Annotated in this window: 13 protein-coding genes; 8 read left to right on the forward strand and 5 right to left on the reverse strand. The window is 74.0% G+C overall.

All coding sequences use genetic code 11. The annotated features are described in order from the left end of the window. Positions 1-89 precede the first annotated feature (89 nt). Genes AB0M76_RS04125 through cbiE form a run of 3 tightly spaced genes read right to left on the reverse strand, consistent with a single transcriptional unit; the run spans position 90 to position 2,954 of the window. Complete coding sequence (locus AB0M76_RS04125; protein ID WP_365951430.1) at positions 90-944, reverse strand: cobalt-precorrin-6A reductase; 855 nt, start codon at positions 942-944, stop codon at positions 90-92. Beyond that, positions 934-1,683 carry a precorrin-4 C(11)-methyltransferase gene (gene cobM / locus AB0M76_RS04130; protein ID WP_266997724.1) on the reverse strand — a complete coding sequence of 250 codons (750 nt, stop codon included), beginning with the start codon at positions 1,681-1,683 and terminating at the stop codon, positions 934-936. The genes AB0M76_RS04125 and cobM overlap by 11 nt, the downstream gene beginning before the upstream one ends. Next, positions 1,680-2,954 (reverse strand): precorrin-6y C5,15-methyltransferase (decarboxylating) subunit CbiE, encoded by a 1,275-nt coding sequence (gene cbiE / locus AB0M76_RS04135; protein ID WP_365951901.1) that lies wholly within the window; start codon positions 2,952-2,954, stop codon positions 1,680-1,682. Before cbiE ends, cobM begins: the two co-directional genes overlap by 4 nt. A 175-nt stretch (positions 2,955-3,129) precedes the next feature. Between cbiE and AB0M76_RS04140 the strand changes: the two genes are divergently transcribed. Continuing rightward, entirely contained in the window at positions 3,130-4,062 is a 933-nt protein-coding gene (locus AB0M76_RS04140; protein WP_365951431.1) for an oxidoreductase, read from the forward strand. Positions 4,063-4,171: 109 nt separating this feature from the next. Then, positions 4,172-5,578 carry an FAD-dependent monooxygenase gene (locus AB0M76_RS04145; RefSeq protein WP_365951432.1) on the forward strand — a complete coding sequence of 469 codons (1,407 nt, stop codon included), beginning with the start codon at positions 4,172-4,174 and terminating at the stop codon, positions 5,576-5,578. A 201-nt stretch (positions 5,579-5,779) separates the two neighbouring features. Here AB0M76_RS04145 and AB0M76_RS04150 read toward each other — a convergent pair whose 3' ends face one another. Further along, positions 5,780-6,841: a trypsin-like peptidase domain-containing protein gene (locus AB0M76_RS04150; protein ID WP_365951433.1), complete on the reverse strand. Its 1,062-nt coding sequence runs from the start codon at positions 6,839-6,841 to the stop codon at positions 5,780-5,782. 210 nt (positions 6,842-7,051) lie between these two features. Here AB0M76_RS04150 and AB0M76_RS04155 point away from each other — a divergent pair, with 210 nt between their 5' ends. Together AB0M76_RS04155 and tsaD are read left to right on the forward strand one after the other, a co-directional pair. After that, entirely contained in the window at positions 7,052-8,104 is a 1,053-nt protein-coding gene (locus AB0M76_RS04155; RefSeq protein ID WP_365951434.1) for a phosphatidylinositol-specific phospholipase C domain-containing protein, read from the forward strand. A gap of 218 nt (positions 8,105-8,322) precedes the next feature. Next, complete coding sequence (tsaD, locus tag AB0M76_RS04160) at positions 8,323-9,387, forward strand: tRNA (adenosine(37)-N6)-threonylcarbamoyltransferase complex transferase subunit TsaD (protein WP_365951435.1); 1,065 nt, start codon at positions 8,323-8,325, stop codon at positions 9,385-9,387. A gap of 3 nt (positions 9,388-9,390) precedes the next feature. Here tsaD and AB0M76_RS04165 read toward each other — a convergent pair whose 3' ends face one another. After that, on the reverse strand, positions 9,391-9,666 hold the full coding sequence (locus AB0M76_RS04165; protein ID WP_365951436.1) for a hypothetical protein: 276 nt from the start codon (positions 9,664-9,666) through the stop codon (positions 9,391-9,393). Here AB0M76_RS04165 and AB0M76_RS04170 point away from each other — a divergent pair. From AB0M76_RS04170 to AB0M76_RS04185, 4 genes are all read left to right on the forward strand, one after another. Beyond that, entirely contained in the window at positions 9,665-10,333 is a 669-nt protein-coding gene (locus tag AB0M76_RS04170; protein WP_365951437.1) for an O-methyltransferase, read from the forward strand. The genes AB0M76_RS04165 and AB0M76_RS04170 overlap by 2 nt on opposite strands. An 87-nt stretch (positions 10,334-10,420) precedes the next feature. Beyond that, on the forward strand, positions 10,421-11,197 hold the full coding sequence (locus AB0M76_RS04175) for a tyrosine-protein phosphatase (RefSeq protein ID WP_365951902.1): 777 nt from the start codon (positions 10,421-10,423) through the stop codon (positions 11,195-11,197). Positions 11,198-11,347: 150 nt separating this feature from the next. Beyond that, entirely contained in the window at positions 11,348-12,184 is an 837-nt protein-coding gene (locus AB0M76_RS04180) for a serine protease (protein ID WP_365951438.1), read from the forward strand. Between the two features lie 105 nt (positions 12,185-12,289). Then, complete coding sequence (locus tag AB0M76_RS04185; RefSeq protein ID WP_365951439.1) at positions 12,290-12,880, forward strand: YetF domain-containing protein; 591 nt, start codon at positions 12,290-12,292, stop codon at positions 12,878-12,880. Positions 12,881-13,082 lie beyond the last annotated feature (202 nt).

Here is a 13,082-nt window from a genome sequence, read left to right on the forward strand (position 1 = left end):
CGTACGCGGGGCGCACAGGGCGGGGCGGGCGCGGCGCGGGGCCGACGCGCCCGCCGGCCCTCGCCGGGCCGGCGGCGGCGTAGGTGTGGTCAGCCGTGCAGCAGCCAGTGCCGGACGGCCTCGACCGAGGAGGTCTCCCGCACGCCCTGCGGGACCGGGGGGCGGCGGACGACGACCACCGGGATCCCGGCCTCGCGGGCCGCGGTGAGCTTGGGGGCGGTGGCGGAGCCCCCGCTGTCCTTGGTGACCAGGACGTCGATCCGGTGCCGGGCCAGCAGCTCCCGCTCGTCGTCCAGGCCGAACGGGCCGCGGGCGAGCAGGACTTCGAGGCGCGGCGGCACGGGCGCTTGCGGCGGGTCCACCGAACGCACCAGGAACCAGGTGTCGGCAAGGTGCGCGAACGTGTGCAGGCCCATCCGGCCGGTGGTCAGGAAGACCCGGCTGCCGAGGTCCGCCACCACCGCGGCCGCCCCGGAGAGGGAATCGGCGAAATGCCAGTCGTCCCCGGGGACGGGACTCCACCCGGGGCGGCGCAGCGCGACCAGCGGAACGCCCGAAAGCGCCGCCGCCTCTGCGGCGTTGAAGCTCATCCGCTCCGCGAACGGGTGCGTGGCGTCGACCAGGTGGGTCACCCGGTGGGCGGCGATCCAGGCCGCCAGGCCCGCCGCGCCGCCGAAGCCGCCGATCCGTGTCTCGCCCGGCGGCAGCACCGGTGCCGAGACCCGCCCGGCGAGCGAGGTGGTCACCCGCAGCGGGGCGTGCGGCGCCGTACCGGAGCCCGGGGCGACATCCGGCACGGCGCCCGAGGCGGTACCCCGGCCGGCGCCGGCACGGATGCCGGAGCCCGCCTCCGTCCCCGTGGCGGCCAGCGCACCGGCGAGGCGCCGGGCCTCGGTCGTGCCGCCCAGGATCAGCACATGGGCCCGCACTCCGTCAGCAGACATGCCGGTCGCGCTCGGGGGAGTACAGGTGGCTGTCGCGGAACTGCTCGGCGCCGAGCGTACGGCCCACGATGATCACCGCGGTGCGGACCAGGCCCGCCTCCTTCACCTGCGCCGCGATGTCGGCCAGCGTGCCGCGCAGGATCAGCTCGTCGGGGCGGCTGGCCATGGCCACGACCGCCACCGGGCACTCGGCCCCGTAGTGCGGCAGCAGTTCGGCGACGACCCGGTCCACGTAGCGCGTGGCCAGGTGCAGGACGAGCAGCGCGCCGCTGCGGCCCAGGGTGGCCAGGTCCTCGCCGGGCGGCATCGGGGTGGCCTGCTGGGCGATCCGGGTCAGGATCACGGTCTGGCCGACGGTGGGGACCGTCAGCTCCCGCTTCAGCGCAGCCGCGGCCGCCGCGAACGCCGGGACGCCGGGCACCACCTCGTACGGGATGCCGGCCGCATCAAGCCGCCGCATCTGCTCCGCGACCGCGCTGAAGATCGACGGGTCGCCCGAGTGGAGCCGCGCCACGTCCTCGCCCGCCGCGTGGGCCCGTACGCACTCGGCGATGATCTCGTCGAGGTTCAGCTGCGAGGTGTCGACCAGGCGGGCGTCCGGCGGGCACTCGGCCAGCAGTTCGCGCGGGACCAGGCTGCCCGCGTACAGGCAGACCGGGGCGGCGGCCAGCATCCGGGCACCGCGCACCGTGATCAGGTCGGCGGCGCCGGGGCCCGCACCGATGAAGTACACGGTCATGTCGTCGGATCCTTTTCGTTCTCTTCGTGCGCTGCTGTGGGAGGGGCCGTCCGCGCCCAGGGCTTGGTCACGGACCACTGGGTGACCGGCATCGCCTGCCGCCAGCCCGTGAAGCCGCCGACCGCCGCCGCGTGCGCGACGGCGAGTTTGACCAGGTCGCCGCCGTGGTGCCGGTAGCGCTCGGTGAGGACCGCCTCCGACTCCAGGGTCACGGTGTTGACCACGAGCCGGCCGCCCGGGGCCAGGGCCGCCCAGGCGGAGTCCAGCAGGCCCGGCGCGGTCAGCCCGCCGCCGATGAACACCGCGTCGGGGGCCGGGAGTCCGGCGAGGGCCTCGGGAGCGGCGCCGGTGACCACGCGCAGCCCCGGGACGCCGAGCGCCGCCGCGTTGCGGCTGATGCGGGCCGCCCGCTCCGGGACGCGCTCCACGGTCACGGCCCGGCAGGAGGGGTGCGTGCGCATCCACTCGATGCCGATGGAGCCGGAGCCGCCGCCGATGTCCCACAGCAGCTCGCCGGGGGCCGGGGCGAGGGCGCACAGGGTCGCGGCCCGTACGTGGCGCTTGGTGAGCTGGCCGTCGTGCTCGTACGCGGTGTCGGGCAGGCCGGGGGTCGCGCCGAGCCGCGGGACCTCGCTCTCCGGGTCGCGGCGGCAGTCCACGGCCACCACGTTGAGCGGATCGCCGGGCGCGTGGTCCCAGCTCTCGGCCCGCCCCTCGTACGTGTCCTCGCGCTCGGAGCCGAGCTGCTCCAGCACCCGCATCCGGCTCGGGCCGAAGCCCCGCTCTCGAAGCAGAGCAGCGATCTCGTCCGGGGTCGCCGCTCCGGCGCTGAGTACCAGCACCCGCCGCCCCTCGTACAGGGCGGCCGCGAGCCGGGCCACCGGGCGGCCGACCACCGTGACCACCTCGGTCTCCTCCACCGGCCAGCCCAGGCGGGCACAGGCGTACGACACCGACGAGGGGTGCGGGTGGACCCGCAGGGCGTCCGGCCCGAGCTCCTGCGCCAGGGCCCGGCCGATCCCGTAGAACATGGGGTCGCCGCTCGCCAGCACCGCGATCCGCCGGCCCGCGTGCTCGGCCATCAGCTTCGGCACGGCCGGCCGCAGCGGGCTCGGCCAGGCCACCCGCTCGCCGGCGCACTCGCCGTACGGCAGCAGGTCCAGCTGCCGCGGCCCGCCGATCAGCACCTCGGCCCCGGTCAGCGCGGTACGCGCGGCGGCGGTGAGCCCGGCCCAGCCGTCGGCGCCGAGGCCGACGACCGACACGGGCATGGGGGGCGGTGCGGAGCTCACTGCGCGGTACCTCGGGAACGGGAAGGGAGCGGGTGGACCCGCAGCCTACTGGCCGGGTGACCGGCCCCCGGCTCCACCCCCGCGAAGGGCGAGGTCTACCCTCGGTAACCCCAACGTGACCGCGCCGCTCGACCCACCTCGCGAGGGAGACTGCATGCCTGGCTGGAACGCCGAGAACATCCCGGACCAGAGCGGCCGGACCGCCGTCGTCACGGGCGCCAACAGCGGTATCGGCTATATCGCCGCCCGGGAGCTCGCCCGGCGCGGCGCAGACGTGGTACTGGCCTGCCGCAGCGCGGCGCGCGGCCGGGCCGCGGTGGTGCGGCTGCGCGCCGAAGTCCCGGGCGCCGAGGCGGAGTTCGTACCGCTGGACCTGGCCGACCTGGACTCCGTACGGGAGTTCGCGAAGGCCTACGGACAGCGCCGGCCCTCCCTCGACCTTCTGGTGAACAACGCGGGCGTGATGGCCCTGCCGTTCGGGCGGACCGCCGACGGGTTCGAGACCCAGTTCGGGGTCAACCACCTCGGCCACTTCGCCCTGACCGGACTGCTCCTGCCGCAGCTGCTGGCCGCGGACCCCGGAGCCCGGATCGTCACCGTCTCCAGCGGGTTCCACGCCCTCGGCGACATCGACCTCGACGACCTGAACAGCGAGCACCGCTACCGGCGCTGGATCGCGTACGGCCGCTCCAAGACCGCGGGCCTCCTCTTCACCCACGAACTGGCCCGGCGGCTCGAGGCCGCAGGCTCCGGGATCGTCGCGGCCGCCGCGCACCCCGGCTACGCCTCGACCAACCTGCACGCCGGGGCATCGCGCCAGGAGGGCCACCGGCCCATGTCCCGGCTCATGGGGGTCGGCGCCGCCGTCCTCGCGCAGTCCGCGGCCTCCGGGGCCCTGCCCACGCTGTACGCGGCCACCGCGCCGAGGGTGCTGCCCGACGCCTTCTACGGACCGCGGTTCGGCTGGCGCGGGGCGCCCGTCCTCTCCTGGCGGGCGAAGTGGACCCTGGACGACACCTCCGGCGAACGGCTCTGGGCGGCCTCGGAGAAGCTCACCTCCGTCCCGTACGGCTCCCTCGCACGCTGAGGTGATCCGGGCCGGGCGCCCCGCCGTGAGCCCGTCCGCCCCCGGGGTGCCTCGGGGCGCCCCGGGCGGGACCTGATCCCGGTTGCGTCCGCCACGGAAGACTCGGCGCATGGACGACGACACGGACAACCACCCAGAAGCCCACGACCACGCAGTGGTCCTCGGCGCAGGCCTGGCGGGGCTGCTGGCGGCGCGGGCACTCGCCCAGCGGTTCGCGCGCGTGACCGTGGTGGAGCGGGACGAACTGCCCGACACCGGACCGGCCTTCCGGCCCGGTGTGCCGCAGTCCCGGCACGTGCACGTGCTGTGGTCGCGGGGCCTGGAGCTGATGGAGGAGCTGCTGCCCGGGGTCACCCGCGAGCTGCTCGCGGCCGGGGCGGCCCTGATGGAGTCGCCGCGGGACTTCCTGTGGCTGAGCTCCGCCGACTGGTTCCACCAGGTCCCGGGGTCCCGGATCCTGGTGGGCAGCCGGGAGCTGATCGACTGGACGGTCCGCAGGGAGGTCCTGCGGGACGAACGCATCCGGGTCCGCGCCGGATCCACGGCGACCGGGCTCGTCGCCGGACCGGACGGCCGCTCCGTGGCCGGCGTACGGCTGCGCGAGGGCGGCCCGCTGCCCGCCCGCTTCGTGGTCGACGCGACCGGGCGGACCTCCCGGGCCCCGGCCTGGCTCGCCGCCCTCGGCCACCCGGCCCCGGCGACCACCCGCTACGACTCCCGTCTCGGCTACTCCAGCCGCTACTACGAGGTCCCGCCGGATCCGGCCCGCCGCTGGCAGGGCATGTACGTCCAGGGCCGCCCCGACAGCCCGCGCGGGGGTGTGCTGGTGCCCCTCGACGACGGCCGCTGGCTGGCGACCCTGATCGGCAACGGCGAACACGCCCCGCCGACCGGGGACGAGGAGTTCCTCGAGTACACCCGGACCCTGCGCACCCCGGCCCTGTACGACGCCCTCCGCGACGCCAAACCGCTCTCCTCGCCGACGGGCTTCCGGAGCACCGCGAACGAATGGCGCCACTACGAGCGACTCGACCGCTGGCCGGCCGGATTCGTCGTCCTCGGCGACGCCGCCTGCCGGTTCAACCCCGTGTACGGGCACGGGATGACGGTGGCCGCCCTCGCGGCGGACGCGCTGGCCGGCGCCATCCGGGGGCTGGCGCCCCGGGAGATCGCCGCGGCCGCCCGGCGGATCCAGCGGCGTACGGCCACCGCCTCCGACGTGGCCTGGCAGATCGCCACCAGCGAGGACATGCGCTACCCGGAGACCGAGGGGCCGCCGCCCGACCGGGCGACCAAGGTCCTGCAGGCGTACATGTCCCGGGTGATCGTGGGTGCGAACGCCGACCCGGAGATCTCCCGGCCCTTCTTCGGCGTGCTGTCGCTGTCGGCCTCGCCGAACACCCTGCTGAGCCCGGGCACGGTGATCCGGGTCCTGTCCAAGTGGCGCCTGCCGACGGCCCCGGAGAACGCCGCCTACCCGCCGCACCACCCCGGCCCGCCGGACTCGGGTTCGTAGGGTCTGCCCGGATACGGCGGGGTCCGGCCGGAAACCCCCTGAGCGGCCTCGGTGGAGTGGGGCACGCCCCCGCGCCGCCCGGCACGGCGCCTCGCCGCGTTGTCGCAGCACCCTGGTACGTCCAGTACAGGCGTGCCGCTCCGCCTTGCGATGCACCGCACCGGACGACGAGAGAACGCAACCCCACTTCCCCGAGGCCGCTTAGCGGGGGGCTGCCACGGCCCGTTCGTACAGGTCGCGTACCGCCTCGTCGAACCGGCTGCTGTACGAGGTCGTCTCGTCCCCGCCCCCGTCGCGGCCGCCGACCACCCCGATCAGGGTGTGCGCGTCGGTCAGCACCGGACCACCGCTCGTGCCGTCGGGTACGTCCGCGCAATCCAGCCGCAGCTGCGCGGGCCCCGCGGCGCGGGCGGTGTTGAAGCACTCCACCGGGTGCTCGGTGTCGTTCGGATAGCCAACGACCCGGGCCGGCGCGGGCAGTTCGGGCCGGAACCGGATCGTATGGGCCCCGGTGGCGTCCTCCAGGCGCTCGCCGGGACGGCCGGGCCGGCGCATCCGGAGGAAGGCCACGTCGTGGTCGGGGTCCTGGTCCTCGGTCCACCGGGGGTCCACGTCGATCCGGGTGGGCACCCAGATCCCGTACGGGGCCTCGCCGTCCCGGTAGCCCGGGGCGAAGACGAGGTTGGTGCGGAAGCCGAAGCTGCCGCGGTACACGCAGTGGGCGGCGGTGGCGATGAGGTCGCCGTCGGGGGAGTGGACCACGCCGGCCGAGCAGTGGTGGTCCTGGTCCCCGTCCTCGCCGGGCGAGAACAGCGCCCCGGTCGCGGGCTCGGCAGCCGCGGGCCGCGCGACCAGCGGGTCGGAGGGCTGCCAGCCGCCCGACCGCCAGTGCACGCCGGCCGGGGGGCCGCCCGTGCCCTGCGCGGTCGGGCCCGGCGGGGCGGATTCCCGCGCCGGGGTCTCCCGTACCGGAGCCTCCTGCGCCGGGACCTCCTGCGCCGGAGCCCCCTGAGCCGGGACCTCCCGTACCGGAGCCTCCTGCGCCGGAGCCTCCCGCGCCAGGCCGTCCAGCACGGCCGCCGCCGCGCGGTCGGCCTGCTCCGGGTCCTGTACGTAGCTCCCCTCCGCGGGATCCCCGTCCGCGAGGTGCGCCGCGATGCCGCGCAGCTCCCACAGGAACCCGCCACCCCCGATCAGCACCGCGCAGCACATGCCGACGAGCAGGGAGACCCGTACGGCCCGCCCGTGAACCTTGGTGAACATGTGGCTCTCCCGCCCGGAAACCCCGATCGGCATTCCGATCAACCCCCTGTTCGACGGACGGCGTGACGACAGCAGTTCCGGATCCGGAACGTGTCCGTTCTCACAGCAGGGCACCCGTCATCCGCCGTCCTTCCGGACGTCACCCAACTCGCCTAACCTCCCGGCGAGTTGATACGTGGCGCACCGACTGGGCGGACAGGAGCCGAAAGCATGGGATTGCGGAACCGGATGGCGGGCGCGGTGACGGCGGGTCTGGCGGCCCTGGCCCTCGTACTGGGCACGGCCCCGGCGGGGGCCGTCGCGAGGGGGACAGGAGTCGACCTCCCGTACGCGGGATCGACCGGCGTCGGCGTGCACAACGCGTACGAGAAGGCCAAGTACCCGTACTTCGCGGACGCCCTCGACTCGGGCGCCGCGATGCTGGAACTCGACGTGTGGACCAACTTCTTCGGCAGCTCCTGGCGGGTCGCCCACGACAACCCCTTCGGCAACGACAACAACTGCGAGAACGCCACGAGCCCCGCCCAGCTGCGCACCAAGTCCCGCAACCAGAACCTCGCGGGCTGCCTCTCCGACATCCGCAGCTGGCACGACGCCCACCCCGGCCACCGCCCGGTCGTCCTCAAGCTGGAGCTCAAGGACGGCTTCGCCGCCAACCTCGGGCGCGGCCCGGCCGAGCTCGACGCGCTGCTGGCCTCGAAGCTCGGCGACGCCGTCTACCGCCCCGGCCTGCTCGCCGCCGGCCACCCCGACCTGGACAGCGCCGCCCGGGCCGGCGCCTGGCCGAGCCGCGCCGCGATGGCCGGGAAGTTCCTGGTGGAGCTGATCCCCGGCACGCTGGAGGAGGGCAACGCCGGCGACACCCTGTGGACCGACCGGGAGTACGCCCAGCACCTGCACTCCCTCGCCGCCGCGGGCCGGCTCGGCCAGGCCGCCGCGTTCCCCGCCGTGCACCGGGCCGAGGCCGGCGACCCGCGCGCCCGGTACGCCGACGCCTCGCTGCGCCCGTGGTTCGTGGTCTTCGACGGGGACGCGAGCGCGTATGCGGGCGGCTCCATCGACACCGCCTGGTACGACCGCAACCACTACCTGCTGATCGCCACCGACGCCCACAACGTGGCGCCCGCCATCGACGGGGTGCACCCGACCGAGGCCCAGGCCCGGGACCGGGTCGGCCTCATGGCCCGGCACCACGCGTCCATCGCCTCGGCGGACTGGTACCCGCTGCCGTCGGTGCTGGCGACGGTCGTCCCGCGCGGCTAGTGCCGCGTCAGGCGACGTTCGCCCCGTCGCGACGCCCGGCACGCACTCTCGCCGCGCCGGCCGAAAGCTCACGTACGTCCAGTACGAGCGCTTGCGGCCGGCCCGCCGAGAGCACGCACCGGAGGCCGCTCCTTGACGGGCAAACGTGGCCAGACGCGGCACTAGCACCCAGTACCCTTATTGCGAACTGCTCGCAATAAGGGTCTGGTGCAGGTGTGATGACGGGTTCTCCGGTGGTGCTCGGCATCGAGTCCTCCTGCGACGAGACGGGCGCGGGCATCGTGCAGGGCGGCCGGCTCCTCGCGCACGTCGTCGCGTCGAGCATGGACGAGCACGCCCGCTTCGGCGGGGTCGTCCCCGAGATCGCGGCCCGCGCCCACCTGCACGCCTTCAACCCGGTGGTCCGCCAGGCCCTCGACCAGGCCGGACTGCGCGCGGACCAGCTCGACGCGGTGGCCGTCACCACCGGCCCCGGCCTCTCCGGCGCGCTCCAGGTCGGACTGGCCGGGGCCAAGACCCTCGCGTACGCGCTGGGCGTGCCGCTGTACGGGGTGCACCACCTGGCCGGGCACGTCGCCGCCGACACCCTGGAGCACGGGCCGCTGCCCGAGCCCTGCGTGGTGCTGGTCGTCTCGGGCGGGCACACCTCGCTGCTGCTCGTACGGGACCTCGTACGGGAGCCGATCCTGCACCTCGGGGACACCCTGGACGATGCGGCCGGGGAGTGCTTCGACAAGGTGGCCCGGGTGTTCGGCCTGCCGTATCCGGGCGGCCCTGCCATCGACCGGGCGGCGCGGGGCGGGAACCCGAAGGCGGTGGCGTTCCCCCGCCCGCTGACCGGCGGGCCGCGCGGGGAGGACCCGTACGCGTACTCCTTCTCCTTCTCCGGGCTGAAGACGGCCGCTGCCCGCTGGGCCGAGGGCTACCGGCAGCGCGGGGAGCAGCCGCCGGTCGCCGACGGCGCGGCCTCGCTCCAGGAGGCGGTGGCCGACGTACTGACCCGCAAGGCGGTCGCGGCCTGTACGGCGTACGAGGTGAAGACGCTGGTCGTGGTCGGCGGAGTGGCGGCCAACTCCCGCGTCCGGGCGCTGGCGGAACGGCGCTGTGCCTCGGCGGGCATCGAACTGCGGGTGCCGCCGATGACGTTGTGCACGGACAACGGGGCGATGATCGCGGCGATCGGCGACCTGCTGGTCCGCGCGGGCGCGGAGCCGGCGCCGTACGGCCTCACGATCGACCCGTCGGCCCCGCTGGAGTACGCGGCACTCCACCCGGCGGGCTGACGGTCAGCCGAGCAGGCGGGGCCGGTCGAAGGCCGCGTTGCCGATGACGGCGTCCATCCGCGGCAGGGGATCGACCTCGTCGAGGTAGATTCGTTCGGCCACCAGGTACCGGTTGCGGTGAATCGATTCGGCATCCGACCCGGCCCAGTTCTGGTCCCGCTCGGCGCCGGGTCGCGCCGTTGCCGTTTCGGGGGCGGTGTCGTTGGTCAGCGGGGTGATCCGGCGGCGCGGGGTCTCCCGACGGCATGACGGACTCGCGGAGGGGTGTACGGACGACATGAGCAGGACTGCCGACGGTGTGAAGACGGTGCACCTCACCGCCGAGGTGTACGGGTACCTGGTGGCGCAGGCCGAGCCCCCGAGCCCGATCCAGGAGCAGCTGATCGCGCGCACGCGCGAGCTCGGCCGCCCGGCGCAGATGCAGGTCCCGCACGAGCAGGGCGTCTTCCTCACCCTGCTGGGCAAGACGGTCGGGGCCCGCCGGATCGTCGAGGTCGGCACCTTCACCGGCTACTCCACGCTCGCCCTGGCCGAGGGCCTGGCGGCCGGCGGGCGGGTCCTGACCTGCGACGTCTCCGAGGAGTGGACGGCGATCGCCCGGGAGGCCTGGAAGGCGGCCGGGGTGGACGACCGGATCGACCTCGAGATCGCCCCGGCCCTGGAGACGCTCCGCGCGCTGCCGCAGGACCCGGTGATCGACCTGGTCTTCCTGGACGCCGACAAGCCCGGCTACCGCGCCTACTGGGACGAGCTCGTGCCGCGCCTGCGTTCCGGCGGGCTGATCCTCGCCGACAACGTCCTGTACGGGGGAGAGGCGGCACAGGCGGACGCGCAGGGGAACGCCCTGGCCATCCGGGAGTTCAACGCGCACGTGCGCGCCGACGAGCGGGTCGAGTCGGTGATGCTCCCGATCGCGGACGGCCTCACGCTCGCGCGCAAGCGCTGAGGGCCGAGGGGGTCCTCGGGCTCCTGGGGCATTCTGGGGTGACAACCGCACCCCGAGGAGCCCGAGTTGACCGACCTGCACGCCGACCTGCACGCCGACGCGCTCGCGGACCCGCCCGCCGGCCCGTCCGCGAACACGCACCGCCGCCACATCGAGTTCGAGCGCCTGCACAACTTCCGTGACCTGGGCGGCTACCGCTCCGCCGACGGCCGTACCGTCGCCTGGGGCACGCTCTACCGCTCCGACTCGCTCGGCAAGCTGGCGGGCGCCGACTGGGAGCGCTTTCTCGGGCTGGGCATACGGACCGTCATCGACCTGCGCTACCCCTGGGAGATCGAGGCCAAGGGCCGGATCCCGGAGGCCGAGCGGTTCACGTACGCCAACCTGAGCATCGAGCACCGCCCGTACGACCAGGCCGCGATCGACCCCGACGTCGACCCCTGGCGGTACCTGGCCGACCGGTTCGCCGAGGTGACCGAGGACGGCGTCGAGGAGATCCGCGCGGCGATCGAGCTCATCGCCGCCGACCCCGGCCCGGCGGTCTTCCACTGCACCTCCGGCAAGGACCGCACCGGCCTGATCGCCGCATTCGTCCTGACCCTCCTCGAAGTGTCCGAGGAGGAGATCCTGGCCGATTTCGCGCTCACCGAGCTGGCCACCGCCCGCCTCACGGCCGACTGGCACGCGGCCAACCCGGGCCGCACCATGCGCTGGCCCGCGTACGGCCGCGCCCCGGCGACGATCCTCTCCCTCGTCCTCGCCGACCTGACCACGCGCTATGGCTCCGCGGCCGGCTATCTCGCCACGCGCGTCGGGATCACGCCCGCGACGACGGCCCGGCTGCGGGAGCGCCTGCTGCGCTGATCATGGCCGGAACCTGACACCGGCGTGGCATCTGCCAACTGGGCGTACAGGCTTGTCAGTTGAGGCGGACATCCCAACAATGCACATGACAACCGGAGGATCTTCGGTTGCCTCGTGCATCGTGCTTCGTCATCAGAGGGGAACCCCCACATGAACAAGCCTCTCGCCGGCGCCCTGCTCTCGCTGCTCCTGATAGGAGCGGCGGCAGCTCCGGCCGTTGCCTCCGAACCCCAGGACAAGGCCGCGGCGGCCGTCACCGTGAACTACGCGGGGACGGTCGCGCTCAGCAACTGCTCCGGCTCCGTCGTCCGCGCCCCCGGCTCCCTGCCGACCGACCCCGCGCTCGTCCTGTCCAACGGACACTGCATCGAGACCGGCTTCCCTGGGCCGGGCGAGGTCGTCAAGGACCAGCCGTCCAGCCGCTCGTTCTCGCTGCTCAACGCGTCGGGCTCGCGCGTGGCGACGCTGCGGGCCAGCAAGATCGCGTACGCGACGATGACCGACACGGACATCTCGGTCTATCAGCTGACCAAGACGTACGCGCAGATCCAGAGCCAGTACGGCATCGGCGCGCTCACCCTGAACGACGCCCGCCCGGTGCAGGGCACGGCGATCAAGGTCGTGTCCGGGTACTGGAAGCGGATCTACAGCTGCAACGTGGACGGGTTCGCGTACCGCCTCAAGGAGGGCGAGTGGACCTGGAAGGACTCCGTCCGCTACACCTCGTCCTGCAACACCATCGGCGGCACCTCGGGCTCCCCGGTGATCGACACGACGACGGGCAAGGTCGTCGCGGTCAACAACACGGGCAATGAGGACGGGCAGCGCTGCACGGAGAACAACCCGTGCGAGGTGGACGAGAACGGCAACGTCACCGTCCGCCAGGGCATCAACTACGCCCAGGAGACGTACCTCATCGTCCCCTGCATCGGCGCGGGCAACAAGATCGACCTGAACCGGGCGGGCTGCGCCCTGCCGAAGCCGTAACGCGGTCGGCCGCCCGCTCCACGGGGCGGGCGGCCACTCGTCCCACCACGGTCGACGGCGGGTCGATCGCCGCGGTCGCCGTCGGCATGTGCCAGCGTTGACCCGATGCAATCCGCCCACGGTGTCCTCACGCCCTTCCTGCAGAGCGACGTCCCGTACCTGGAGAAGGCGCTCCGCACCGTCGCGGTCTACGCGCTGATCCTCGTGCTGCTCCGGATCGTCGGCAAGCGCCAGCTGGCGCAGCTCAGCACCTTCGACCTGGTCGTCATGCTGCTGCTGGCCAACGTCGTGCAGAACGCCGTGATCGGCCCGGACAACTCGGTCCTCGGAGCGGCCTTCGGGGCCGCCGTACTGCTCGCGGTGAACACCGTGGTGGTCCGGGCGGCGGCCCGCTACGAACGGCTGGGCCGCCTGCTGGAGGGCTCCCCCACCACCCTGGCCCGCGACGGCCACTGGCTCACCCCGGTGATCCGCCACAACGGCCTGCGCCGCGCCGACCTCGACGCGGCGGTCCGCCACCAGGGCGGCGACGACGTCACGGAAACCACGGAGGTCACCCTCGAACCGGGCGGCGCGCTGGTGGTCCAGCTGGCGGAACCGGAACAATCGGCGGACAAGGCGGACATCGCCGCCCTGAGGGCCGACATCGCCGCGCTGAAACGCCAACTGGACACCCTGGCGTCCGGCACGTCCTGAATGCGGCGCGGCCGGAAGTCATCGCTCATTCATTCCAACTTGCGGGTTTGCTCCGCCAGTTGAGGTGTCGTCCGCTACGGTCTGCTGCGCAACCACCTCCGACGGGTGGTCGCTCCACATCATCGGGAGTCCATCCGCCCTCGCACGCCGCAGCAGGCGACGCGCCTGGCCGGCTCTGGTGACGGTCTGTGGAGGCGGCGCT

This window comes from Streptomyces sp. NPDC051364, from assembly GCF_040682115.1.
GTDB lineage: Bacteria > Actinomycetota > Actinomycetes > Streptomycetales > Streptomycetaceae > Streptomyces.

What these genes read in the sequence shown, in the direction of transcription:
- cobM (WP_266997724.1), bottom strand. Translation starts at nt 1,683, where the DNA reads ATGACCGTGTACTTCATCGGTGCGGGCCCCGGCGCCGCCGACCTGATC.
- AB0M76_RS04150 (WP_365951433.1), bottom strand. Translation starts at nt 6,841, where the DNA reads ATGTTCACCAAGGTTCACGGGCGGGCCGTACGGGTCTCCCTGCTCGTC.
- tsaD (WP_365951435.1), top strand. Translation starts at nt 8,323, where the DNA reads ATGACGGGTTCTCCGGTGGTGCTCGGCATCGAGTCCTCCTGCGACGAG.
- AB0M76_RS04165 (WP_365951436.1), bottom strand. Translation starts at nt 9,666, where the DNA reads ATGTCGTCCGTACACCCCTCCGCGAGTCCGTCATGCCGTCGGGAGACC.
- AB0M76_RS04155 (WP_365951434.1), top strand. Translation starts at nt 7,052, where the DNA reads ATGGGATTGCGGAACCGGATGGCGGGCGCGGTGACGGCGGGTCTGGCG.
- AB0M76_RS04170 (WP_365951437.1), top strand. Translation starts at nt 9,665, where the DNA reads ATGAGCAGGACTGCCGACGGTGTGAAGACGGTGCACCTCACCGCCGAG.
- AB0M76_RS04180 (WP_365951438.1), top strand. Translation starts at nt 11,348, where the DNA reads ATGAACAAGCCTCTCGCCGGCGCCCTGCTCTCGCTGCTCCTGATAGGA.
- AB0M76_RS04140 (WP_365951431.1), top strand. Translation starts at nt 3,130, where the DNA reads ATGCCTGGCTGGAACGCCGAGAACATCCCGGACCAGAGCGGCCGGACC.
- AB0M76_RS04125 (WP_365951430.1), bottom strand. Translation starts at nt 944, where the DNA reads ATGTCTGCTGACGGAGTGCGGGCCCATGTGCTGATCCTGGGCGGCACG.
- AB0M76_RS04145 (WP_365951432.1), top strand. Translation starts at nt 4,172, where the DNA reads ATGGACGACGACACGGACAACCACCCAGAAGCCCACGACCACGCAGTG.
- AB0M76_RS04185 (WP_365951439.1), top strand. Translation starts at nt 12,290, where the DNA reads ATGCAATCCGCCCACGGTGTCCTCACGCCCTTCCTGCAGAGCGACGTC.
- cbiE (WP_365951901.1), bottom strand. Translation starts at nt 2,954, where the DNA reads ATGCCCGTGTCGGTCGTCGGCCTCGGCGCCGACGGCTGGGCCGGGCTC.